The sequence below is a fragment of the Xanthomonas sp. DAR33341 genome (genome assembly GCF_003992815.1).
Lineage (GTDB): Bacteria > Pseudomonadota > Gammaproteobacteria > Xanthomonadales > Xanthomonadaceae > Xanthomonas > Xanthomonas cissicola.
This window is the reverse complement of record NZ_QEYV01000023.1, coordinates 1-24,461: the sequence shown is the minus strand read 5'-3', so window position 1 is coordinate 24,461 and position 24,461 is coordinate 1. Positions and strand designations below refer to the sequence as shown.

General features: G+C 62.0%; 17 protein-coding genes, 4 tRNA genes and 3 pseudogenes. 7 read left to right on the top strand and 17 right to left on the bottom strand.

Annotation, left to right across the window (positions count from 1 at the left end; all coding sequences use genetic code 11):
• Window positions 1-13: 13 nt before the first annotated feature.
• Window positions 14-670 carry a hypothetical protein gene (locus EO156_RS08730; RefSeq protein ID WP_003483816.1) on the bottom strand — a complete coding sequence of 219 codons (657 nt, stop codon included), beginning with the start codon at window positions 668-670 and terminating at the stop codon, window positions 14-16.
• A gap of 12 nt (window positions 671-682) precedes the next feature.
• On the opposite strand from EO156_RS08730, the gene gloB reads away from it, so the two are divergent.
• Together gloB and EO156_RS08720 are read left to right on the top strand one after the other, a co-directional pair.
• Window positions 683-1,450, top strand: a complete 768-nt coding sequence (gene gloB, locus EO156_RS08725; RefSeq protein WP_016849285.1) for a hydroxyacylglutathione hydrolase — start codon at window positions 683-685, stop codon at window positions 1,448-1,450.
• The gene (locus tag EO156_RS08720; protein ID WP_029828264.1) at window positions 1,447-2,625 is read left to right on the top strand and encodes a lytic transglycosylase domain-containing protein; all 1,179 of its coding nucleotides are present in this window, start codon (window positions 1,447-1,449) and stop codon (window positions 2,623-2,625) included. The genes gloB and EO156_RS08720 overlap by 4 nt, the downstream gene beginning before the upstream one ends.
• A 635-nt stretch (window positions 2,626-3,260) precedes the next feature.
• Here EO156_RS08720 and EO156_RS08715 read toward each other — a convergent pair.
• The 10 genes from EO156_RS08715 to EO156_RS08670 all read right to left on the bottom strand — a co-directional run bounded on the left by EO156_RS08715 (window position 3,261) and on the right by EO156_RS08670 (window position 12,683).
• On the bottom strand, window positions 3,261-5,231 hold the full coding sequence (locus EO156_RS08715) for a peptidyl-prolyl cis-trans isomerase (RefSeq protein ID WP_016851281.1): 1,971 nt from the start codon (window positions 5,229-5,231) through the stop codon (window positions 3,261-3,263).
• A 279-nt stretch (window positions 5,232-5,510) separates the two neighbouring features.
• Window positions 5,511-5,587: transfer RNA gene (locus tag EO156_RS08710), tRNA-Asp, on the bottom strand.
• 94 nt (window positions 5,588-5,681) lie between these two features.
• Window positions 5,682-5,758: transfer RNA gene (locus EO156_RS08705), tRNA-Asp, on the bottom strand.
• A gap of 28 nt (window positions 5,759-5,786) precedes the next feature.
• Window positions 5,787-5,861 (bottom strand) — tRNA-Val (locus EO156_RS08700).
• Between the two features lie 11 nt (window positions 5,862-5,872).
• On the bottom strand, window positions 5,873-6,145 hold the full coding sequence (locus EO156_RS08695; protein WP_002806049.1) for an HU family DNA-binding protein: 273 nt from the start codon (window positions 6,143-6,145) through the stop codon (window positions 5,873-5,875).
• A 212-nt stretch (window positions 6,146-6,357) separates the two neighbouring features.
• Window positions 6,358-8,829, bottom strand: coding sequence for an endopeptidase La (gene lon / locus EO156_RS08690; protein ID WP_003483790.1), 2,472 nt, complete (start codon window positions 8,827-8,829; stop codon window positions 6,358-6,360).
• Window positions 8,830-8,973: 144 nt separating this feature from the next.
• A complete protein-coding gene (gene clpX / locus EO156_RS08685; RefSeq protein ID WP_003483788.1) occupies window positions 8,974-10,260 on the bottom strand; it encodes an ATP-dependent Clp protease ATP-binding subunit ClpX in 1,287 nt (428 codons plus the stop codon).
• A gap of 125 nt (window positions 10,261-10,385) precedes the next feature.
• The gene (gene clpP / locus EO156_RS08680) at window positions 10,386-11,012 is read right to left on the bottom strand and encodes an ATP-dependent Clp endopeptidase proteolytic subunit ClpP (RefSeq protein ID WP_002806026.1); all 627 of its coding nucleotides are present in this window, start codon (window positions 11,010-11,012) and stop codon (window positions 10,386-10,388) included.
• A gap of 92 nt (window positions 11,013-11,104) precedes the next feature.
• Window positions 11,105-12,397, bottom strand: a complete 1,293-nt coding sequence (gene tig, locus EO156_RS08675; protein ID WP_016851282.1) for a trigger factor — start codon at window positions 12,395-12,397, stop codon at window positions 11,105-11,107.
• A gap of 201 nt (window positions 12,398-12,598) precedes the next feature.
• Window positions 12,599-12,683, bottom strand: a tRNA-Leu gene (locus EO156_RS08670).
• Window positions 12,684-12,928: 245 nt separating this feature from the next.
• Here EO156_RS08670 and EO156_RS08665 point away from each other — a divergent pair.
• The 3 genes and pseudogenes from EO156_RS08665 to EO156_RS08650 all read left to right on the top strand — a co-directional run bounded on the left by EO156_RS08665 (window position 12,929) and on the right by EO156_RS08650 (window position 17,253).
• A pseudogene (locus EO156_RS08665) lies at window positions 12,929-14,196 on the top strand (PAS domain-containing protein).
• Window positions 14,197-14,411: 215 nt separating this feature from the next.
• Window positions 14,412-14,609, top strand: coding sequence for a hypothetical protein (locus tag EO156_RS08660; protein ID WP_016851283.1), 198 nt, complete (start codon window positions 14,412-14,414; stop codon window positions 14,607-14,609).
• A gap of 1,522 nt (window positions 14,610-16,131) precedes the next feature.
• Window positions 16,132-17,253 (top strand): RelA/SpoT domain-containing protein, encoded by a 1,122-nt coding sequence (locus EO156_RS08650; RefSeq protein ID WP_016851285.1) that lies wholly within the window; start codon window positions 16,132-16,134, stop codon window positions 17,251-17,253.
• A 116-nt stretch (window positions 17,254-17,369) separates the two neighbouring features.
• On the opposite strand, the pseudogene EO156_RS08645 reads toward EO156_RS08650, so the two are convergent.
• Window positions 17,370-17,914: pseudogene (locus tag EO156_RS08645) on the bottom strand (DNA methyltransferase); the annotation flags it as partial.
• Window positions 17,915-18,394: 480 nt separating this feature from the next.
• Between EO156_RS08645 and EO156_RS08640 the strand changes: the two are divergent.
• Window positions 18,395-19,294, top strand: a complete 900-nt coding sequence (locus EO156_RS08640) for a trypsin-like serine protease (RefSeq protein ID WP_026007262.1) — start codon at window positions 18,395-18,397, stop codon at window positions 19,292-19,294.
• A 166-nt stretch (window positions 19,295-19,460) separates the two neighbouring features.
• On the opposite strand, the pseudogene EO156_RS08635 reads toward EO156_RS08640, so the two are convergent.
• A pseudogene (locus tag EO156_RS08635) lies at window positions 19,461-19,794 on the bottom strand (DNA methyltransferase); the annotation flags it as partial.
• A gap of 427 nt (window positions 19,795-20,221) precedes the next feature.
• On the opposite strand from EO156_RS08635, the gene EO156_RS08630 reads away from it, so the two are divergent.
• Entirely contained in the window at window positions 20,222-20,638 is a 417-nt protein-coding gene (locus EO156_RS08630; protein ID WP_078585598.1) for a GNAT family N-acetyltransferase, read from the top strand.
• Between the two features lie 172 nt (window positions 20,639-20,810).
• On the opposite strand, the gene EO156_RS08625 is transcribed toward EO156_RS08630, so the two are convergent.
• From EO156_RS08625 to EO156_RS08610, 4 genes are read right to left on the bottom strand one after another with little or no spacing between them, the layout of a single operon-like run.
• Window positions 20,811-21,512, bottom strand: a complete 702-nt coding sequence (locus EO156_RS08625; protein WP_126936745.1) for a site-specific DNA-methyltransferase — start codon at window positions 21,510-21,512, stop codon at window positions 20,811-20,813.
• On the bottom strand, window positions 21,430-21,675 hold the full coding sequence (locus tag EO156_RS08620; RefSeq protein ID WP_053503138.1) for a Com family DNA-binding transcriptional regulator: 246 nt from the start codon (window positions 21,673-21,675) through the stop codon (window positions 21,430-21,432). Before EO156_RS08620 ends, EO156_RS08625 begins: the two co-directional genes overlap by 83 nt.
• 25 nt (window positions 21,676-21,700) lie before the next feature.
• Window positions 21,701-22,723, bottom strand: a complete 1,023-nt coding sequence (locus tag EO156_RS08615; protein WP_126936744.1) for a phage portal protein — start codon at window positions 22,721-22,723, stop codon at window positions 21,701-21,703.
• The gene (locus EO156_RS08610) at window positions 22,723-24,459 is read right to left on the bottom strand and encodes a terminase ATPase subunit family protein (protein ID WP_126936743.1); all 1,737 of its coding nucleotides are present in this window, start codon (window positions 24,457-24,459) and stop codon (window positions 22,723-22,725) included. Before EO156_RS08610 ends, EO156_RS08615 begins: the two co-directional genes overlap by 1 nt.
• Window positions 24,460-24,461: the final 2 nt, after the last annotated feature.

Here is a 24,461-nt window from a genome sequence, read left to right as displayed (position 1 = left end):
GAACGTAAACAGGTCAGATCGTGGCCACCGGTTGTGGCCAGCGGGCAGGCAAGGCGATTGGCGTCGGCCCGATCGCCGCGGCAGCGCGCTTTTCCACTTCCAGCAGATACACCGCGCGCCAGGGCGCCCGGCCGGGGTCGGTGGACTCGCCGCTGGGGCGCCAGATCGGCCCCAGATAACGCTCCGCCTGCACGCTGTGCAGCCCGGCACGCTGCGCCAGTAGGCGCCAGCGATCCGGGCGCAACGCGACCGGCCCGCGCCGCGCCCACCGGAAGCGGTAGGGGCTCATTGGATTGAGCGTGAACAGCCACAGGCGGCCGCCGGGCATCAGCAGACGCTCGCATTCGGCCAGAAAGTCCGCCGCCCCGCCAACCACCGCATGCTGCGCCACGATCGCCTGCAGGCTCTCGGTCGGCAGCGGAAACGGCAGCGCGCAGCGCGCGTCGCCAGCAAAACGGCCGGCACTGCGATGCAGCCGCAAACCGCGCCCTTGCAGCAACTCGCGCGCCGGCATGTCGGCGGTCGGCGTCAGCCACAACCACGGCTGCGACGGCCGTGTCTGCAGCGCTTCCAACGCCAGACGACGCTCCAGCTGAAGCAAGCCGCGCCCCGCGCCGGTTTCAAACCAGGATGAGACGCCAGCTTGACGGGAGAATGGCGGGGCAGGCATGGTCCCAATTCTATGCGACTGATCGCCCTGCCCGCATTCGACGACAACTACATCTGGGCGCTGGTCGCCGCAGATGGCCGCGCCATCATTGTCGACCCCGGTCAAGCCGAGCCTGTCCTGGCTGCCGCGCAGCGCCAGGGCCTGGTGCCGAGCGCCGTCTTGCTGACCCATCACCACGGCGACCACATCGGCGGCGTTGCCGAACTCCAGCGGCGCTGGCCGGACCTGGCGCTGTTCGGCCCGGCCGACGAACGCATCCCGACCAACGCGCATCATGTGGGTCGCGGCGAGCGCTTGCGCCTGCTCGATGTCGAGTTCCAGGTGATCGAGGTGCCGGGCCACACCCGCAGCCATATCGCCTTTCTCGCTGACGGCCACCTGTTCAGCGGTGATACGCTGTTCAGCCTAGGCTGTGGGCGGATGTTCGAAGGTACCGCTCCCCAGATGTTCGACTCGTTGCAGCGCCTGGCCTCCCTGCCTGGCGAAACGCTTGTGTGTTGCGGCCACGAATACACGTTGGCCAACGCGGCCTTCGCGCTGCATGTCGATCCCACCAACGCTGCCTTGCAGCGCCGTCAACAGGAAGCCCAGGCCATGCGTCATGCAGCCCGTCCTACCCTGCCGATTTCGCTCAAGAGTGAACTGGCCACCAATCCGTTCTTACGCACCAGCCACCCCGAGATCCGCGCTGCAGTGGCACCACGCGCAGCCAGCGCACTTTCCTCTGAAGTGGATATTTTTGCCGAACTTCGGCGCTGGAAAGACGAATTTCGGGCATGAGGCGCCTGGTTTTGGCAGTGCTGGCCGCGTGTTCGGCCATTGCACCGGCAGCCGCATCGCCCAACGACGCAAGCTCCGCCTCCGCAGGTGGTCAGGCCGCGCAGGCCAGCGCGCCAGGCCTCCGCAACGGGCGCGAGATTTTTTCGGCCTTCCTCGACGGACGCGCCGACCCGGGCTGCGACAGCGCCCATAGCGATGCCCGCTGGGAACAGCATTTTTCGCGCGCCCCGGCACGTTTGGCAGACGATGCGCAGGATGTCCTGCCGCTATTCGGCTATGTCGTCGATGAATTGCGCAAGGCCGACATGCCGACCGAATTTGCGCTGATTCCGTTCGTCGAAAGCGGCTACCGCCCCGGGGCTCGCAACGGCAGCGGCCCTGCAGGCTTGTGGCAGTTCATCGCAACCACCGCGCGCAACCACCAGGTGCCGGTCGGCGCGCAGTACGACGGACGCCTGTCGGCAGTGGATTCCACCACTGCGGCGGTACGCTATCTCAAAACCCTTTACGGCATGTTCGGCGGAGACTGGCGCCTGGCCCTGATGGCCTATAACGCCGGCGAGTACCGCGTGCTGCAGGCGATGCGCAGCGCCGGGATGAACGCGCAAAACGCGCGTCCGTCCGAATTGCCGGGCATGTCCAAGGTCACCTACGACTATGTGGAAAAACTGCACGCGCTTGCCTGCGTGCTCGATCACGCGCAGCAGCAGGGCAACCTGCTGACCTCGCTGGATCGCTCGGTGCCCGTCCTCACCGAACATGCGTTACCGGCAGGCACCAGCCTCAACACCTGGGCTGGACAGCGCGCGATCGAGCCGCAATTGCTCGCGCGCCTGAATCCCGCCCTCGCTGGCGCACGCGCCGCACCGCGCGGTGTGCACGTGCTCGCGCCGCTTGCGCCGCCGCAGCCCGGTGCAAATAGCGCCATGGTCGCATCTGCGGAGATGGAAACTGGCGCCGCCAGCAGCACTGCCGCGCCCACAGCCGTCGCCGCTGCAGCCAGCAAGGCGTCGACCTCGCCAGCACGCACCCACACCGTGCGCAATGGCGAATCGGCCTGGGCGATCGCACGCCGCTATGGCATCACCGTCACGACGCTACTCGCTACCAACGGCCTGGACAAAAGCGCCATTCTGAAGCCTGGCATGGTGTTGTCGTTCGACGACTCGCCCTGAGCGATGCGCCGAGGTGCGGCGCAACCTTGGACGCTGTCGTACGCGCAGGCAGGCGGCCGCCAGCATGATCGCGTCGATCCTGAACTTCGCTCACCAACCCAGCCTTTTTCGTCAGGCCGCTTCGGTCGCGAAAGATGGATGTTGAGAGTTACCGGGTTGCAAACGTGCAGTTAGCACCTGCTGCGCGTCGCGCCGGGGAGCCGACTTGGCGCTCCACGTGCGAGCCGAGCTCCGGCAAAAATCGATCTTGCAGACCCTACGCAATGCGCGCCATGACATTGGCGACGCTCCTCGTTGAGTCAATCACGCCCAGCCATTCAACTGACCCGACCACCGCAGATCATCAGCGCGACACCTCGCATGTCTTTCAGGGCCGCTGCCCGCGCGCGCCGTCGCACAATCGAGCGTCAGCAGCGACGGCGGCCAGATCGTCAGGGAACCGGCCGACCACCCCGCGACTTGCGCGCAGGAATCGCAGCTCCCGTAAGGCGCGCAGACACCGCCGGCAAATCGATACGCGCCGCGCGGGAGCTTGACTGGGGATGCCCGCCAGCCGGACTGCGTCTTCCACCACGAACGCCCAAAGAAAAAGCCCGGTTGCCCGGGCTTTGCTCTCACCAATCGATGATCCAGCCTTACAGCTGGGCTTCTTCGATCTGGATCTTGTAGCGCTTGCGCATTTCCTTGACGTAAGCCTGCGCAGCGTTGTTTCCGTCGATCTGGCTCAACTGCTCGCGCAGCATCGTCTGCTGCTCGGCCGGCATCTGCTTTAGATCGCCCGGCGTCGCCTTGCTGATGACAAAGACAGCAAAGCGCCCGCCATCCAACTCCACCTTGCCAACCGACGGCTTGCCTTCGGTCGGTCGCGGCGCGCTGAAGATCGCACGGTTCGCAGCCGGGGTCGGGATCGGCGCCGTCCGCGGCAGCCCCGGAATCGGCTGCACCTGCAGCTTCTCGCTGTTGGCCAGTGCCTGTAGCGTTTCGCCTTTCTGCACGCGTGCCAGCAAGGCATCGGCAGCAGCAGCGGCGGCCTTCTCGGCACGGTCCGCGCGGATTGCCGCCGTCACCTTGTCGCGCACCTTGTCCAACGGCAACGCCTGTTCGGCGGTGTGGTTGGTCACACGCAGCACCACGCTATGGTTCGGCGCAATGGTGATGGGGTCGCTCACCGTGCCGTCCTGCACCAGCGTTTCGGAGAACGCCGCGCGCAGCACAGCCGGGTTGGCGGCAACACCGCTGGCATCACTGCGCGAGAACGGCCCCAGCGTCTGCACCGGCAGGCCAACCTGCTTGGCCGCCGGCTCCAGTGCGGTGGGGTTTTTGTAAACCTGGTCCACCAACTTGCCGCTGACATCGGCAAAGGCCTTATCTGCGTCGGCCTTGAGCTGCTCGGCAGCCAGCTGGTCGCGCACCTGCTCGAACGACTTGCCCTGGCCGCCCTTGACCTCACGCAGCAGGATCACGTGGTAGCCGAATTCGCTCTTGATCGGGCCCACCACCTCGCCAGCCTTCATCGAGAACAGCGCGTCCTCGAACGGCTTGACCATCGTCCCCTTCTCGACCCAGCCCAGGTCGCCGCCGGCATCCTTGGAACCGGGATCTTGCGAATTAGCCTTCGCCAGTGCAGCAAAGTCGGTACCGGTCTGCTTGGCCTCGGCGGCAAGCTTGGCAGCCTTTGCCTCGGCAGCCTTCTGCGCGGCTGCATCGGTGCCGGCACTGATCAGGATGTGCGACGCAAGACGCTGCTCCGGCTCGACGAAGCGCGCCTTCTCGTCTTTATAGCGCTTGCGCAGCGTGGCCTCGTCGGCCGCAGTGGCTGGCGGCATCGTGGCGGCGTTGAGCTCCACGTATTCGATCGTCACGGTTTCCGGCTGGCGGAAATCCTGCGTGTGCCCGTCGTACCACTGCTTGATCTGCGCATCGCTCACCGACGCAGCATCTGCGGCCGGCGGCGGCAGCATCGCCAACTCCACATCGCGCGTTTCACCCATCAGCTTGAGCAGGCGCTCGAACTCGGACGTGGTGGCAAAGCCGGACTCCGCCACCGCCTGCGGGATCACCGACTGCTGCAGGCTGTCGCGCACCAACGCATCGAACTGCGCTGGCGTGCGCGGCGGCGTGCCCTGCGCGAGTGCGGCGCGATACTGGTCCGGACTGAACTTACCATCGACCTGGAATGCGGGAATGTTGGCAATGTAATCCCGCACGGTCGCATCGCCGATGACGATTCCGGCGTCTTCCGCACCCAGTCGCACAACCTGTTCGTCGACCAGTTGATCGAGCACCTGCAGCTTGTTTTCGCGGGATTCGAAGCTGCGCGGATCGAATTTCTCGCCCTGACGCTGACGCTCCTGCATACGCGCCTGCTCGAAACGCGTGCGGAAATCCTGCGTGCTGATTTCATGGTGTTGCCACAGCAAAGAGACCGGCCACCACGACGGCGCCGATTTCCACCAGGCCGGCGGCGCCTGCACCTTGGCCACATTGTTGGCGCCAATGCCGCCGAGGTAGCTGTTGTCGATGACGAACAGGAACGGAATCATCAGCAACCCCAGGATGGCGGTAGCGATCCAGCCTGACGTCTTGTCGCGAAGTTTCTGCAGCATTGGCAAATCACGGCCTGTGGGCGAGCCGCGCAGTGTAACGCGCTTGGCGCCAGGCACCCAGCCCAATGCCCGTGACGACGGCGTCGTGGCGCATCCAATCGGCCCCAGGGTGAACGGCGCAAGCCAGAGCCACATACCGAAGCGCCTTCAAACGCAGCAGAGCGCGCCGCTGCAGGATGCGCGGCAGTACGCCGCACCGCCATGCCAGGATGGACCCGCATCCATTACCGACAGTCAAAAAAAAAAGCCCCCGGCACAAGGCCGAGGGCTTGGTATAACTGGCGGAGCGGACGGGACTCGAACCCGCGACCTCCGGCGTGACAGGCCAGCATTCTAACCAGCTGAACTACCGCTCCGCTTTAAACTTGGACGTCTGCCTCCATTCCGTTCGCAGCACGAATGTCGTGGAGAAAACGAAGCCCCCAATTGCTCAGGGGCTTCGCGTGTAACTGGCGGAGCGGACGGGACTCGAACCCGCGACCTCCGGCGTGACAGGCCAGCATTCTAACCAGCTGAACTACCGCTCCGCGCTTGAAACGTTTGCCTGGTGCTTAATGGTGGGTGCTGAGGGTTTCGAACCCCCGACCCTCTCCGTGTAAGGGAGACGCTCTACCGCTGAGCTAAGCACCCCAGCGAGTCGATTAGTTTACTGCATCCTTCAGGGCTTTACCAGCCTTGAATGCAGGATTCTTCGAAGCAGCGATCTTGATGCTGTCGCCGGTCTTCGGATTGCGGCCGGTGCGCTCAGCGCGCTCGCGAACCTGGAAGGTACCGAAGCCAACGAGGGTGACGGCGTCGCCCTTCTTCAGTGCCTTGGTGATTTCGCTCACAACCGCGTCAACAGCACGGCCAGCTTCAGCCTTGGAGATGTCAGCGGCAGCGGCAACGCCATCGATCAATTCGGTTTTATTCATTCTTGAAACTCCCTTTGCGGCAGATGCCGCGGAATCGACAATCGGCGCTCTTGCCGTAAGCGAAGAACCCGACACAAGTGGTATCGCATGACGCATCACATTTGCCGCGCCCACGAGTCGTGCATTTATACCAGCGCCCCCAACAGCACGCAAGCCAAACCCAATAACGACGCGGGTTTTGGCTTGTTTTGACGAGGCTCAGACAGCCCTCGTTAGTGCTTGACGCGGGTACCGGGTGTGCTACGCGACTTGCCGCGCACGGTCACGCGCGAGGCCGCCTTGCGTGCCTTTTCCTTGCTGGCCTTCTTCGGCGCAAGCGGACGTTCCAACGCCAGATCGAGCACCTCGTCGATCCACTTCACCGGCACGATCTTCAGATCGCGGGTCACGTTTGGCGGGATGTCGGCCAGATCCTTGCGGTTCTCGTCGGGGATCAGCACGGTGCGGATGCCGCCGCGCAGGGCCGCCAGCAACTTCTCCTTCAAGCCACCGATTGCCGATACCCGCCCGCGCAGGGTGATCTCGCCGGTCATCGCCACATCGGCGCGGATCGGCACCCGAGTCAGTATCGACACCAGCGAGGTCACCATCGCGATACCTGCGCTTGGGCCGTCCTTGGGCGTGGCGCCGTCGGGCACATGCACATGCACGTCCTGCTTTTGCAGGAAATCCACATCGATGCCAAGTCGCTCGGCGCGCGAACGCACCACCGACAATGCAGCCGATGCCGATTCCTTCATGACATTGCCGAGCTGGCCGGTGAGGATCAGGTTGCCCTTGCCTGGCACCAACGTGGACTCGACCTGCAACAGCTCACCACCGACTTCGGTCCATGCCAGACCCGTGACCAGACCGATCTCGTTCTCTTCTTCGGCGCGGCCGAAGTCGAAGCGACGCACGCCCAGATACTTGTCGAGATTCTTGGCGTTGACGGTGACCAGCGCCTTCGGCTTTCCCTTCTTGGCGACCGCCTTCTTGGCCGCCGGTTGCGGACCTGCGAGCGCGATTTCCTTGACCACCTTGCGGCAGATCTTGGCCACCTCGCGTTCGAGATTACGCACACCCGACTCACGTGTGTAATACCGCACGATGTCCTGGATCGCATCGCTGGCGATCTCGATCTCCTCCGGCTTCAAGCCGTTGGCCTTGATCTGCTTGGGCACCAGATAGCGCGTGGCGATGTTGAGCTTCTCATCCTCGGTGTAGCCGGGGATGCGGATCACCTCCATGCGGTCCAGCAACGGGCCCGGGATATTGAGCGAGTTGGAGGTGGCGACGAACATCACTTCCGACAGGTCCAGATCGACTTCCAGATAGTGGTCGTTGAACGAATTGTTCTGCTCTGGATCGAGCACTTCCAGCAGTGCCGACGACGGGTCGCCACGGAAGTCCATCGACATCTTGTCGATTTCGTCCAGCAGGAACAGCGGGTTCTTACTGCCGACCTTGTTGAGGTTCTGCACCAGGCGGCCCGGCATCGAACCGACATAGGTCCGGCGGTGGCCACGGATTTCGGCCTCGTCGCGAATGCCGCCCAGGCTCATGCGCACGAACTTGCGGTTGGTCGCCTTGGCGATCGACTGCCCGAGCGAGGTCTTGCCCACGCCCGGCGGACCGACCAGGCACAGGATCGGCCCCTTCATCTGCTTCACGCGCGACTGCACCGCCAAGTACTCGAGGATGCGCTCCTTGACCTTGTCCAGGCCATAGTGATCGGCGTCCAGCGTGTCTTCGGCAACCTTGAGGTCCTTGCGCACTTTGGTGCGCTTTTTCCACGGCACGCCCAGCAGCCAGTCCAGATAATTGCGCACCACGGCCGCCTCAGCGGACATCGGCGACATCTGCTTGAGTTTGTTGAGCTCGGCCTTGGCCTTGGTCTCGACCGGCTTGGGCATGCCCGCCTCGGCGATCTTGCGCGCCAGCTCTTCCAGCTCGCCAGGTGCATCGTCCAGGTCGCCCAGCTCCTTCTGGATCGCCTTCATCTGCTCGTTGAGGTAGTACTCGCGCTGGCTCTTTTCCATTTGCGACTTCACGCGGCCGCGGATGCGCTTTTCCAGCTGCTGCACGTCGATTTCGCCATCGACCAGGCCGACCAGCAATTCCAGCCGCTCGCCGATGTCGGTGATCTCCAGCAGGCGCTGCTTGTCGGCCAGACGCACCCCGATGTGGGCGGCGATGGTGTCCGCCAGACGGCCAGGCTCATCGATGCCAGCCAAGGTCTGCAGCAGTTCCGGCGGCAGCTTGCGATTGGTCTTGACGTACTGTTCGAACAGCGACATCAGCGACCGCGCAATCGCTTCCACCTCGCGCGGCTCACGCGCGTCGCTGGCTTCGATTTCGGTGCCCTGCCCCTGCAATGCGCCGTCCTGCTCGACAACCTTGTCCACGGTGACCCGTGACAGACCCTCGACCAGCACCTTGATGGTGCCGTCGGGGAGCTTGAGCAGCTGCAGCACCTGCGCCAGGGTACCGACGGTATACAGATCGCCGGCAGCCGGGTCGTCGGTCTCGGCCGACTTCTGCGCGACGAGCAGGATGCGCTTGTCCGCCTCCATCGCCTTTTCCAGCGCACGCATCGACTTGTCGCGGCCGACGAACAGGGGGATCACCATGTGCGGAAACACCACCACGTCGCGCAGCGGCAACACCGGCAGATCGAGAACTTCTGGTTGGGACTGGGCCATGGGGCACTCCGCAGGAATGGGGGTTTTTGGGGCAGTAAAAAGCCGATGGCCCCGTTATGGGGCCATCGGCGAAGTGTTGCAAGTAGCGTTCGGAAAGCGGTTATCCGCCAGCGAGGCCGAGGCCTGGCGTGGCGGCCAACGGACTCAGTCTCCGGACGCAGCCTTGGCGGGCGCCGGTTGCGCCTGGTAGATCAGATACGGCTCGGATTTGTGCTCGATCACCGACTCATCCACCACGACCTTGCTGACGTTTTCCTGCGACGGCAGCTCGTACATCGTGTCCAGCAGCACCGATTCGACGATGGTGCGCAGGCCACGCGCGCCGGTCTTGCGCTTGAGCGCCTTCTTGGCGATCGCAGACAGGGCGTCGGGGCGGAACTCCAGCTCCACACCTTCCATGTCGAACAGCTTCTTGAACTGCTTGGTGATGGCGTTCTTGGGCTCGGTCAGGATCTTGATCAACGCCGGCTCGTCCAGCTCTTCGAGCGTGGCGACCACCGGCAGACGGCCGACGAACTCGGGAATCAGGCCGAACTTGATCAGATCTTCCGGCTCGACTTCGGCCAGGATCTTGCCCACTTCCTGCTTGCGCTCGCTGCTCTTGACCTTGGCGCCGAAGCCGATGCCACCAGCGTCGTTGGAACGCTGCTGGATCACCTTGTCCAGGCCGGCGAATGCGCCGCCGCAGATGAACAGGATGTTCTTGGTGTCGACCTGCAGAAATTCCTGCTGCGGGTGCTTGCGGCCGCCCTGCGGCGGCACCGAGGCAACCGTGCCTTCGATCAGCTTGAGCAGCGCCTGCTGCACGCCTTCACCGGACACATCGCGGGTGATCGACGGGTTCTCGCTCTTGCGCGAGATCTTGTCGATCTCGTCGATGTAGACGATGCCCTGCTGCGCCTTTTCGACGTCGTAATCGCACTTCTGCAACAGCTTCTGGATGATGTTTTCCACGTCCTCGCCGACATAGCCGGCTTCGGTGAGCGTGGTGGCATCGGCGATCGTGAACGGCACATTGAGCAGCCGCGCCAGCGTTTCGGCCAACAGCGTCTTGCCCGACCCGGTCGGGCCGACCAGCAGGATGTTGGATTTCGCCAGCTCCACATCATCATTCTTGCTGCGGCTCTCGATACGCTTGTAGTGGTTGTACACCGCTACCGCGAGCGTACGCTTGGCGCGCAGCTGCCCGATCACGTATTGATCCAGTACCTCGAGAATCTCGCGCGGCTTGGGCAGGCTGGAACGTGCCGACTGCGCCTTCTCTTCGAGTTCCTCGCGGATGATGTCGTTGCACAGCTCAACGCACTCATCGCAGATGAATACGCTGGGACCGGCAATCAGCTTACGGACTTCATGCTGACTCTTACCGCAGAACGAGCAGTAGAGAATCTTGTTGCTGTCGCCGGAACGACCTTGGCGGTCTTCGCTCATGCTTCTGTTACCCAGTTACCCCACCCGATGCACGGGGGTTCGATTTCGAGAATAGCACAGGGCCGGGAGGACATTCGCCCCGCCCGACCCTGCCGGTTTTTCCTGCAATTTCAATGACTTGAAGATCAAGACGGCTGGATCGACTCTTCCGGACGACGTTCGAGCACCTGATCCACCAGGCCGTAGGCCTGCGCATCGACTGCACTCTTGAAATTGTCGCGTTCGGTGTCGCGCGCAATGGTCTCCAGCGATTGGCCGGTATGCTTGGCCAGGATCTCGTTCAAGCGCGAACGCAAGGTCAGGATCTCGCGCGCGTGGATATCGATATCGGTCGCCTGGCCCTGGAAGCCACCCAGCGGCTGATGGATCATCACGCGCGAATTCGGCAGCGCGTAACGCTTGCCTGCCGCACCCGAGGCCAGCAGCAGCGCGCCCATCGAGGCGGCCTGGCCGACACAGATGGTGCTGACGTCCGGCTTGATGTACTGCATGGTGTCGTAGATCGCCATGCCGGCGGTGACCACGCCACCGGGCGAATTGATGTAGATGCTGATGTCCTTTTCCGGGTTATCCGCTTCCAAAAACAGCAGCTGGGCCACGATCACGTTGGCCATATGGTCGTCGATCGGACCGACGAGGAAGATCAGACGCTCCTTCAGCAGACGCGAGTAGATGTCGTACGCACGCTCGCCACGGCTGGTCTGCTCGACCACCATGGGCACCAGGTTCAGGGCTTTGGTCACAATGCTCATCAGTCTTCCCGTTGTGGCAGCGGCCTGTGCCGCTGCCCGTGTTCGACATCCGCACCCCTGACTGCGGGCGCGGTTCTTCTCTTACTGCCGGATCAGACGCGGATGGCGTCCTGGAACGACAGCGACTGCTCGGTGTGCTGGGCGCGCTCGGCGATCCAGTCGATCACCTGCTCTTCCATCACGCGGCTCTGCAGCCCGTTCATCAGTTGGGGGTCGTTGCGGTACATCTCAATGACCTGTTCCGGCTCTTCGTAGGTCGAAGCGATCAGACGCAGCGTTTCGCTGACGCGCTTGGATTCCAGGCGCAATTCGTTGCGGCGCGCCACTTCGCCCACCAGCAGACCGACCAGCACGCGCTTGGCGGCGGCATCCATGAATCCCTGGTGCGCGTCGGCCGGCACCTGACCCGGATCGCGACCGCTGCGGCGGACCTGCTCGACCTGCTGGGCCAGCATCGAACGCGCTTCGCTCTCGACCAGACGCGGCGGCATTTCGACATGCGCGTAGGCGGCAATCAGCTGCTCGCCCACTTCGCGGCGCAGGCGGTTCATCAGCGCACCCTTGAGCTCGCGCTCCAGGTTGGTGCGGATATCGGCGCGGAACTGCTCGGCATCGCCACTCTTCACGCCGAAGCTCTTGATGAAGTCCTTGTCCACTGCCGGCAACACCGGCTCGGAGACTTCGAGCGCCTTGACGTGCACCTGCACGGTCTTGCCCGCCAGCTGCGGCACGCGCCATTCGGCCGGGAAATCGACGGTCAGGGTCTTTTCTTCACCCTTGGTGAGGCCTTCCAGGCCCTTTTCGATCTGGTCGAACATCACGCCCGAACCCAGCACGCTGCTGCCGGTCTCCACGCCTTCGGCGGGCAGGCGCTCGTCGCCGGCCTGCGACCAGGTCTCCAGCGCCACCAGGTCGCCGACCTGCGCACCGCGCTCGACCGGATTCCAGGTGCGGCGCTGCAGGCGCAGGTTTTCGATCATCTGGTCGATGTCGGCATCGGTCACTTCAGCGGTCGCGCGCACCACCGACAGCTTGGTCACGTCGATGTCGCCGAAATCCGGTACCACTTCGAAGGTGGCGACGAAGTCGAAATCGGTCTCGCCCTGATCGATACGCGGGTTGCCGGCCAGACGCAGCGAGTGCTCGCGCACGGCCGAATCGAAGGTCTCACGCAGCAGGCCTTCCATCGCCTCGGCACGCACCTGCTGACCGAAGCGCTGCTCGATCACCTTGGTCGGCACCTTGCCGGGACGGAAGCCCTTGATGCGCGTGGTCCGCGCAAGCTCGCGCAGGCGGCCACCGACGTGCGTCTCCAGGCGCTCCTGCGGCAGGGTGAAGGTCAGTCGGCGTTCCAGATTGCCGGTGGATTCGATCGATGCTTGCATGTTGACTCCTGCCACCGACAGCGCACAGCGTCGGCACGAGATGGAAGATGCGGGTTGACGGATGGCGAGAATGCCGCCGAGCCTTGTAGTTTCGCCGATAACGGCGGCCGCTGCCAGCGGCATGCACGCAGCGGCCTCACGGACAGAAACGACCGGTTTTCAGGAAGTGCAGCGACCGGAACCCACACGGCCGCGCGGCGTTGGTGCGAAAGGGGGGACTCGAACCCCCACGCCTTGCGGCGTCAGAACCTAAATCTGGTGCGTCTACCAATTCCGCCACTTTCGCAATGCCGTAGATGCCCGGCTATTGTTGCAGGGATGCCCGTAAAGAAAAAGCGCCGAGAAGCCCGAAGCGTGTGACTACGCGATGGGCACGGTGATGGCCTCACGTGGAGACTTGAGGCGCTGCCCGAACAAGGGAGTGCAGTGTCCCCGCCTGCATCCAGACAAAGCCCGTATTGTCCACCAGTACATCGCAGCAGCAGGATTTGCGAAAATTCCGTTAATTTCAGCCCAAGGGCACCAGTCGCGATGCGAGATCGATATCGCCAGATCGTGGCACTGTCGCGCGATTGCATTAAAGAGATCGATCTGGACGGTCGGATCACGTCGGTCAATCTCAACGGGCTGGTCGGACTTGGGGCCAGTTCTGCGGATCAGATTCTTGCCCGCCCGTGGCGCGAACTCTGGCCACCCGAAGCGGCAGCCATGGTGGATGCAGCCATGGCCGCGGCGGCGAAGGGCGCAACCCGGGAATTCGAGGCCAGTTGCGTGAACCTGGCCGGCGTGCGCCAGACCTGGCAGGTCGTCACCAGCCCATTGTTCGACGAGCAAGGCAAGGTCGAAGCCATCTTGGCGGTGAGCAAGAATGTCTCCGACCGCCGCGCGCTGGAAGCAGCCTTTCACACCCTGGACAGCACCCTGACGGCAGAACGCGCGTTTTCCACCAACGCCTGATGCTGGCGCGCGCACGCGAAACCTCGCTGTCGACCGAGCTGCACAGCCTGCGCGATTCGCACGAGCGCATCGAAGGCGACCTGGACATCGCGCGCGCCGCACAGAAGGCAGCCGAGAAGATCGCCGAGCAGGCGCAGAAAGGCGAAGCGGTAGGACAACTGCTGGCCGGCGTGGCCCACGATTTGAACAACGTGCTGCAGGCCGCCACATCGGCGATCAATCTGGTCGTGCAGCGCGCGCAGATCGACGCCCACGATGCCAAGCTGCTCAGCGTTGCGGACGCGGCGCTTCAACACGGCGCGGTGATGGCGCGGCGCCTGGTCGGTTTCTCGCGCCATTACCCCTATAGCCCCGAAGCGGTGGATCTGGCCGAACTGGCAGAACAGCTCAGCCCGTTACTGCAACAGGTGGTTGGCGCAGAACTGCGGTTACGGCTGCACACCGGCAACGGCGGGTGTTGTGCCATGGTCGACCGTCACACCGTGGAGCGCGCCATCCTGAATCTGGTGATCAACGCCCGCGATGCCTGTGCCAGCGGCGACAGCATCAGCGTGGAAACCGGCGAAACCTTCGTCACTGAAGAAGATGCGCAACTGGCCAAACCGGCAGGGCATTACATGACCCTCGCCGTCGCCGACAGCGGGCACGGTATGGACAGCGCGGTGCAGGCGCGTTTGTTCGAGGCCTACTTCACCACCAAGCACGCCAGCAAGGGCGCCGGCCTGGGATTGGCGCAGGTCTATAGCGCTGTGCGCCAGGCCGGCGGTTTTGTAGAAGTCTTCTCGGCGCCTGGCCAGGGCGCGCGTTTCGTGCTGGCATTTCCGCGCGTGCAGCGAAGCTAGACGCCTGCATTGCTGGCCTTACACGCAGGCCCTGGTGACATGGCTGCCTGCGGCAATTGCTTGCAGACCGCAGAGCGCGTCGCGCCACGCGCTCACCACAGGCAATGACGTGGCGCTGCAGTGGCGCACGGCGATACTTCCGGCATCGCTGACGATGTGACCAGGGTTCGATCGCTGACGCCGGCTGCGGCAATCGCACCCCAGCCAGGCATTCGATGATGATCGTCGCCCAAAGGCTTGAAGAGCCATCGGTATCCAAATCAGACGTTGGCGATGCCGGCGCTATCGCGAAGCTGCAGCACCGCCGTCGCGACGCCAACCTATCGCTGGCCTCGATTCGTTTACAGCAGGCCCAACGAGCGCGCGCGCCGCTTTCAATCCTGGAAAAAGAAAAGCACCTAGGCAGTGCCTAAGTGCTTTTATTTGGTGGGCCGTCAAGGATTCGAACCTTGGACCTATTGATTAAGAGTTAGCACTACTGAGCTTACGAATCAGTAGCTTGCGTCACTTATTTTCCCCAGCGGCCGACGCGGGAGGCCTAGTGCGCGCGTAAGCGTCCGGTCAATTTTCCCGGTCCTTGCGGTCACCGCCCTTCGCCCTAGGTCGCCCGGGAACGCGGCATCCGGCCAGCCACTTCAGCTCGGATCCTCGCCTCGTGGCGCGCGGCCCACATAGCGGTGCCACGTCGTCCCTGGTCGAAGCTGCTGCAGTCGCGCTGGACAAACGGCGCGAAGGGTTCGCCAGGCGGCGCTGGCCTGTGGCGCTCTAGTACCACATACCACTCGCCCGTGACTTTCTGAACCATCCTGGCCACCTCTTCACCCTCTAGAAAAAGCGCTGTGGGCGGCCCCTTGGCGTTCTGCCAAGGCTTGTCCCACCGGAAGCCAGGCGGCAGCACAGGCTCATCGCCGGCATTGATCGCGCTCATGCGGCAGCCACCAACATATAGAAGGTGTGCTGCTGGCTGTCGTGCTCGTTAGCCCACTGGCGATCGCGCTCGAGCATGACTACGCCCTGGCCACACGCCAGCTGCGCTTCCGGCCTGCCGCGTCGACGAGATCGGGGTGCGTCTGCAGGGCATCGGGGGCCAGTGACATTGCGGGGATCCGGTGTTAGCGAGTGGGTATGGCAACCCACTCTATCGCGTCCCAATCTCAATTTTTTAGACGACCACGGGAGCGAGGTAATCTAGGTAATCCGCCGCCAAAAATGCAAATATTGCTATACATATCAATAACTTATACAAAAATATCAAAGGTAATTAAAGGGTAATTTGGAGGTGATGGGATTACCTTTTGGGGAGGTAATCCAGACCCCAGAAAATAGCCTTATTTTTCAATCACATAACTTCTTATGGAGGTCTGGATTACCTTAAATCACCCCAAAAGGTAATCCCAAACTTCCTAATGCGATCAGTCGCTTAGGCCCTGTTTGACGCCCCTGATTACCGATTACCTGATTCCGATGGTCATGTGCCGCAATGCGCCGAGAGGCCTAACGACAGGGAATGCAGCCGCACCGCCACACAAAGACCCCAGGCGCGCAGGGATCTGCAGGGAAGAGAGGCCACCTTGAATCGCACGGATCGGTAACAGCAGCGAGGCCTAGGGTCACACTGCCGGGGTGCAGCGAAAACCACGTATGAAGACCGCAGGCGTGGCGGGGCGACGATTGCGCGCGCCAGGAGCAGGGGTGCTGTTCAATCTGCGCCCGCCTCGTTGAGTGATCACAGCCAACTTCAAATGCTCAGCCACCGGCCCACTGGCATGGCTAGCCTGTGCTCCGTTCCGTGCCCAAAGAAAAACCGCCCATTGGGCGGCTGGGCGGGGACTGGGAACTCGTCATACCAGGAGCCAAGGCAATAGGCTCAACGTCTGCCGCGTGCACATAGATTGTCATGTAGCATCCCCAGGCAAATGCTCAGGGAAAGAGAACATGGCGTATCAAACTCCGCAGTACACCAGAGGTCAGGTCCGTCGCGCCGGTAATGCCTTGCGCGAAGCAAGGCTGCAACCCGAGACGTTTATGCAGGCAATGCCAATCATCACCAACTGGCGAGCTGCGCACGCATACCCGCTTAACACTTTCCAGTCGACGCTGCGAATGAAGCTTTCAGCTCTTGGAATGCCTGTTCCTAAGTCGGTGGTAGGGCAACGCCTAAAGCGCCTTCCGTCAATCGTGAGCAAGCTCCAACGCTTCGACACGATGAGCCTGGATCGAATGCAGGACATTGCTGGATTGAGGGCCGTTGTTTCATCGATGCGTCGCCTTCGAATGCTGAGAGAGGCATATGAAAATAAGTCACGCTTCTCCCACGAGCTGCGCAGCATCCACGACTACGTTATGACGCCAAAGGATGATGGCTATCGCAGCATTCATCTTGTATACCGCTACGAAAACTCAAAAGTGCCTGGTTACAACGGACTACATGTTGAGTTGCAATTCCGAACGCAGGTCCAACACGCCTGGGCCACTGCTGTCGAAACGGTAGACACCTTCTTCAATCAAGCAATCAAGGCTGGACGGGCTGACAGGCGTTGGGGCGAATTCTTCCAACTTGCAAGCGCTGCATTCGCGTCAATCGAGCAGACCCCTGTGCACGACCAGCTCAGAAGTGAAACGGAAAGCTCTATCAGGGAGCGCTTATTCCGAGCAGAGGCCGATTTGAATGTCCTGATGCGCCTCAAGGGAATTATCGTAGCTGCAGACAAGATTCACGGAATGGGAAAGTCACCTACTGGCTATCACCTCATTGTGCTTGATACCTCCCGCCGAGTGCTTAACATCAAGTCTTTTTCAAATGACCAACTTGAGGCCGCAACTGAAGCATATTCGTTAGAGGAATATCGAGCCGCTCAGGGACAATCCATCGATCCGGTGCTAGTAGCTGGGGGTAGCGTTGAACAACTACGACAGACCTATCCAAACTACTTCCTTGACGCAACTATATTCCTGAACTACCTACGTTATATCTGCAACTTCGAGAGGAGGGGGAGAGGTCTAGCAATCCGTGATGCGGAGTACCGTCGAGGCTTTGCTCGCCCCCGTTCGCGATAGGCTTGAGGCCGGGACAAGCCCGGCACAGTAGTTCAAGAAAGCCCGAGCCTGGCGCTAGTGACTTGGAAGTAGTTACTTGTCATCTCGATCCCCGTCCAAGGGTATCCTTCAAGTTAGACGACAACCAGCGTGATGCCACTACCAGCAAACGGGTCGAGCATGCGCCCACCTGACTCGCAGATCCGCACGAGCTGTCGCATCAACTCAGTAGGCTTGCCAGTGAGGTGATGCTTATCGGCTTTGCGCACCGACTCACGGATGACGCCAGGCAACACCGGCGCACGGTGATCCAACGGCATATTGCCCTTACTGCCCTACGCGATGTATCCGGTCTGGTTCCGGAATTGCCCCGACTGTGGACGCACGCCTTCAGTCTTATCCCAGACGGTGATGTCGCGCCACGTGAGCCGGCGATCTGCAACGCATCGGTGGTCAGCGGCAGCTGCCGGCAGTTGGTGAATAGCGACACCGGCGCGCCGTCATTGAGCATGCGCGCGCACTCGGATGACAACGGGTGAATTCACTTCAGGTGTGATCCCTGATCGCGTTTATCGCCTCCGAAGTGGACATCCAGTTGGGCGCCGCCTTGAACATACTTCTGTGACGGCGGCTCTGCGCTCGCGGTGGCATTGAGGCCGCCGCCGGCGTAAGCCGGATCGGTGCGCCCGAATTCGCTTCGGAAGCCTCACAAAGGTCGCAGCCACCCAGGGGCGGAGGTTCTGCAGGTCGACGATTTCCTGGGCGCGGGCAATGTAGAAAGGCGCTGCCTGCATGCCACAGCGTCGCGCCAAGTCGACCAGCGCTGTGTCTATCCCAGGCTGTGACGGTGCGTTACTCGCGGAAGTACTGTCGAAGCCGACTTCGCACTACTCGCCCCTTCGTTCCACGATGCCACAGTTCGCAAGCAAGCAGTGCGGCGCCAGCCAAGCCGCCGATGATGGCAACCTCGCAACAACACCAACGAAATTGAACGTAGGGGACTCCATCGTCTTGTGCGTCGGTGGCAACAAGAGATGGCTATACGGCTCACCATTCGCTCCTGTTCACCGTAGGGACACCACCTAGTCTATCAATGCGCGAATGGGCCTCGCGAATCACCACTTCCCCCGATCCCAACAACCCCGAGAGAACTCGATCCCTGATGAAAATCCGACCACTGCAAAAGCATGTGGCAGCCCTCGCATTCGCCATTGTCACCACCCTCGCATCCTCGGTCGCCACGGCGCAAACCCCGGGCGTCGTGGCACCTCGAAATCCCGATCGCGCTGTCCTCCCTGTCATCTCCGGCTCGAAGGTCAGCGTGCCCTTTGGATCATGCACCGTAGGAGCGGTGTTGGTGCCCACGAGCATCTTCCACAGACTGACGCCGTATCAACGTGCCACACGATGGATCGTGCTGGCCAAGCATTGCGCGCCACTGTACGCGACCATCCACGTGGGTACCGCGGCTATCGGCAACGTCGTGTGGCAGTCGGCAACCTCGGACATTGAGCTAGTGCGAGTTTCGCCCCAGCCGGGTCCATCGTCGCTGTACTGCGCCTCCCACGGCAGCGCGGCGTTCTGCAATCCGATCCAGTCCTACATCCCCCGGGCGAACAATCAAGTTTTCATGCCCCGCGCCGGGCGGGAAGCACGACTTCCTGTTAACGGATGGTCGAACGCGCCTGACGGGCAGTTCTGCACAAGCGGTTGGCGCACGGGCGTCCGATGCGTATGGCAAGGCTTCTCTCTCACGCCAGGAATTTGGAGGCCAAGTTATGAGCACATCAGTTCCGCCCACGCGTCCGAGCTCAATAGCATCGACAACGGCGACTCCGGCGGCCCAGTCGTTACCTATGACCGGCATCTGATCGGGATCGTCTCCTCCGGCGAGCCTAACGGTAGATCTATCGTCTACTACACGCCGATGCAACAGGTGCTGCACGAGCTGTATAGCTACTCCCTCGCTCCGGCCGACCTGCCAACCGCTGCCGGCGACGACAATCCTCTTTCCCCCGGCGGTGAGAACGCTGGGTGGGAATTGGCGCCGACCGACGGGTGAGGCGTACCGCTGCGGCGCACTCCGGATGAAGGCGAACGGGTCGGCGCTCAGGCTGCTGGCCTCTATCATCAGCATCCCTTCTGGTACTCGGATGAGTTCTTGACTAAGCAAAGCGCCGCCTCCGTGCGGCGCTTTGCTATGTGGTTGAAGAGCGAACGTAGGCCTATCAGTTATTGAGCCGCACCCTTGCAACATCAGAGTAATGTGAAGTCATCTCCACACCTGTAAAACTGTAGCCCTCCGCCTGCGCCGCCACCAGAGTCGTTCCACTTCCGGCAAACGGGTCTAGCACGCGTCCGCCTGACTCACAGATCCGCACCAGCTGCCGCATCAACGCGGTCCAGCGGCATGTTGCCCTTGCTGTCCTACACAATATATTCGGCCTGGTTGCGGAAGCGGCGCAGCTGGGGCTGCGTGCCTTCGGTCTTGTCCCAGACAGTGATGCCGCACCAGGTAGAGCCAGCCCTCTGCAGCGCATCGGTGGTCAGCGGCAGCTACCGCCGCCTGGCATTGCAACACCTTGGCCGTTCCCACGTTTCGACTGCGCACTAGCGCCGTATGTGAATTCTGTTTATGCGCACCCCAGCGCTGAGCGCTCACGATGCGAGCCGCACGTGCTTGATATTCGACTTGTGTACAAAAACATCTATTCCCCTACTTGAATTTTTTCTAATTTATGCACAGCCCAGAAATTAATTCGTGATAAACAATAAATACAATTTGACCAACTTTTATTACCTAATTCAACGCATGTTTTCGCCCATGTCATCGCGCGACCCGAGAATCCGTGTACAGCCATAAAAATCCAAAGCGCTAAAAGCGAAGCAGAGATTTTATTCGCGAATCAATCGAGTTTTCATAGTTCCCGGACGTCCAGTTGGCGCCGCATAATTTTCCGCTGTCAAAGAGCGCAAATTGAGGTATCCCATGAGTAACTCAATCCTGGTGCGTTATAACAACGCCCCTCCCATGGTCGATGACTATTGCCAATTGAGGCTGCTTGCGGGGATGAGTCCAAAAGCAAAAGAGACGGCCGAGGCATCTCTACCAAATACAGTCTTTGGTGTGTCCGGCTATCAGTGCGGCGAACTTGTCGCCATGGGGCGGATCATTGGCGATGGTGGCTGTCACCTTCAGCTATGCGACATGGCTGTACATCCAAGAATGCAGCGGCAAGGCATTGGCAAAGAGGTTATGCGGCGGCTCAACCACTGGATGGAGCACAATCTGTTGCCAAACGCAGAAGTCAGCCTACTCGCTAGAGGCTCTAGCCACCTACTTTATGCACAATATGGATTCGCACCCACAGCTCCGGCTTCTATCAGTATGTGCCGCCGACGCTGATAGTTAACGCCAATTACTTTGCAGGCTATGCCTAATAAACGAGCAGTGAGGCAGGTTTAGAAATAATGGCTAAGCATTATTGCCCCCCATGCACCACTGAGCGCTTAGAACGCAGGCAGCCACCTGGTCTCCAAGTAAAGCTTAGCCGTCCAAGAAGACGGCCAAGTCGATTTTAAATTTCGCAGATTCGGCTACCGGCAACTGTTGCATAGTGCTCGGTTTTTTCCACCCCGGTCCAGCGATAACCCTCAAGTTCTGCCGCAACCAAGGTTGTTCCGCTCCCTGCAAACGGATCGAGCACACACCCGCCTGACTCGCATATCCGCACCAGCCGCCGCATCAACTCGGTGGGCTTGCCGGTCAGGTGATGCTTGTCAGCCTTGCGCACCGGCTCACGGATGACACCAGGCAACACCGGCGCGCGGCGGTCCAGCGGCATGTTGCCCTTGCTGCCCCAGACGATGTACTCCGCCTGGTTGCGGAAGCGGCCCAGTTGTGGGCGCACGCCTTCGGTCTTATCCCAGACGGTGATGCCGCGCCAAGTGAAGCCGGCGATCTGCAGCGCATCGGTGGTCAGCGGCAGCTGCCGCCAGTCGGTGAACAGCAGCACCGGAGCGCCGTCTTTAAGCACACGTGCGCACTCAGATAGCCACAGGTGCATCCACTTCAGGTGCGAGCGTTGGTCGCGCTCGTCACCAACGAAGTCAGCGTGCCCACCATCTCGGCAGTACTTGGTCGACGGCGGCCGAGCACGGGCAGCGGCGGTCAGGCCGCCACTCGCGTAAGGCGGATCAGTGATCAGTGCGTCGAACGAATTCGCTTCGAGCGTGGGCAGGATGGTCAGGGCGTCGCCCTGCAGGAGCTGGTTTTTCATGGTGAGAGCCTTCTTGGATTCGCTCGCGGCGATCGGAGGTGAGGCTCTCGGCCTTCAGGTGATTGAGCGTGCCACAGCGCGGGCACTTGATCTGGATTTCGTCGAAGGCGCCGGCCTTGCACAGCAGGCGGGCGCATTCGCCACAACGGAGGTTCTTGAGCATTGCGTGGTCTTGCGGTGGGAAAGGATTACGCCGTCGCTGGCGGCGCGTACGGGGTGAAGGCGATCACCTCATCGCCCACCCAGTCGTTGATCTTCAACATGCGCGCCTGCAGCGGCTCCAGCTCGTTAGCGGCCCACACTGCAGCGGCCTCACGGATCGACCCGAAGCCACCAGCGTTCTGCGGCACGATGCCCATGAGCTGCGGCGGGATCCGCAGCGCGGCCAGCATGTCGTCGCGGGTGATGCCCTTGATTCCGCTGAACTCATCCTTGGCCGCCACTTCGCTGACCGGGATCAGCTTCAGCCCATCCTTGTTGCCGCCTGGCGAGTACATGAACAGGTTGCGGAAGTTGCCCGGCCCCTTGGCGCCCTTCATGGCGTTGCGCAGCGCATCCACGTCTTCCTGGCTCTGCTGCGGGTCGGTTAGGTACAGGATGAAACCGGCATGCGAGCCGTTGTTGTAGTACTTGCGGCGAAACAGCGTGGCCGATTCGTTGAGCAGCGCGGACTGCATCGCCGGCATCCACTCGGGCAGGCCGTAGAGTTCTTGATCGACATCGGCTTCGCGCAGCTGGAACACGCTGCCCGGCTCGAACACGTGCTCGTCATGCCACGTGCGCACCTGGAAGTACTCGCCCTCGGTGATACCGCGCCGCATATACTTGGACAACGGCGCAGACAGCGACAGCGCACCGCCCATGCGGTTGCGACGGCGCTCAAGGTAGCCATTGCCCAGGGTGATCCAGTCCAGCGACAGCTGCTCGAAGGCCTCGCGAGTCAGTAGCCGATGCGGCTTGAAGGTCCGCGCCAGCATGTTGCGCTTGAAGATCAGCCCGGACTGCAGGAACGGATTGCTGCGCGTGGTCTTGGATAGGCCATCCAGCGCCACCGGCGGCTCATACCAGCGCCCGTTCTGCCAGCACTCCAGATAGTCCAGCACGCCGCGCCCATCGAGCACCGGCGTCGGGTCACCAAAGGTGAACGCCTCGGTGCGTGCGGGCACGGCTGGCGCTGCAGGCGCGGTCGCGGGCAGCTGGTCGGTCAACATCAAGAGATCTCCATGAAGCCGGAATTGCGCGCAGTGCGCCCTTCCAGCGGTTCGTTCTGCAGCGCGTGGAACAGTGCCCACGCCAGGTCCGCGTGGCCGGTTTCTTCCGAGCGGCCAGCGGTGAAGGTGGACTGGCGGCCGCTGGCCGTCATCGTCTTGCGAATGGCCATCAACGACTGCGCCACGTCGGTCCAGCCGGCGTCGAACTCCAGCCGCCCGTTGTGGATCACATCGAACGCCTTGAGCACCAGGCGCGTCTTGACCTCGGGCGAATAGCTGAAGGTGACCAGATTCGGGAAGAACTGCTTCACCAGCTGCGCCACACCGCTCCCCATGCCGGTGGTGTCGATGCCGATGTAGGTCACCCAGTACCGGCGCGTGATGCGCTCGATCTCGGCAGCCTGCTTGGCAAAGTCCATGCCCCTGAACTGGATCCGCTCCAGCAAGCGGAACTTGCCGCCGGGGAGCTGCGGTGGCGCCACCACGACCAGGCCTGCGGTATCACCGGTCTCGGCCGGGTCGTAGCCGATCCACACCGCGCGATCGCCGTAGGGGCGCGCGGCGAACGGTTTGTAGTCCTGGCCCCATGCGACCCAGCTGTCGACCATGCACGGCTGCAGCATCGCCAGCGGGAAGATGCTGGCGCCGTCGTCGACGAACTCGCACATCAACAGGTTGGCGAAGGCGTCCGGGCTGTATTCCTCGCGCAGCTCATCGATGTCGAACAGGTCGCAACCACGGCGCTGGGCATCGAGGATGTTGACGATCTGCCGCCACGCGCGGTCCTGGCAGCGGCGCCCGCCGGCCAGCGCGTCATGCGAGACATCGATCTGGATCCGCTGCGCAGCCGGCTTGCCCTTGTTGCGGCGCTCGCCGGTCCAGAACGTGTAGGCCTCGTGGGCCATGCTCGATGGCGTGCTGAAGTAGGTCTTGCGCCACTTCATGTGCATCGCCATACCGCTGGCGACCTTATTCAACTCGTTGAACCCGTAGGTCCAGAAGAATTCGTCGAAGTAGAAATTGCCGTGGTAGCCCTGCGCGGTGCGCGCATTGGTGCCCAGGAAGAACAGCTCGGCGCCATTGGGGAACACAATGCTGTCGCCGCCGGAGAGCGTCTCGTCGATGGTCTCGCGCACGAACTGCTGCATGTAGCCGCGGAACAGGTGCGCCTGCGACTTGGACGCACTGAGGAAGATCTGATTGCGCCCGGTGGTGAGCGCGTCGATCAGCGCCTCACGGGCGAAGTAGTACGTCGCACCGATCTGACGCGACTTGAGGATGATGCGCGTGCGCTCGCTACCAGCCCGGTACCAATCGCGCTGATAGTCGAAGCAGCCGTCGACGAACGCTGTGGTCAGCTGCTCGATCTGTTCCTCGGTGAAGTCGTTGCGCTTGGGCTTCTTCTTCGGCGCGGCATTGCGATTGGCGACGGCCGGATTCAAGTCGGCCTCGTTACCGCCGCCCTGATAGCGCTGGATGCGCGCCTGGCGCTCTAGCTGCCGATGCAGCAAATCAATTTCTTTGAAGTCGCCGCCGGACTTTTCCGGCTTCATGATCAGCACGACCAGGCGCGCTTCGAGCGCGCCACCGATGCGCTCAACATTGTCTGCGCGATCCCACTCGTCACGCGCCTTCCAGCTGTGTACAGTCTTCTCGTTCTCGCCGATGGCCTGCGCAATTTCGGTCACGCGCCATCCCATCCAGTACAGGAACTTGGCCTGTCTGCGGGTGTCCATCG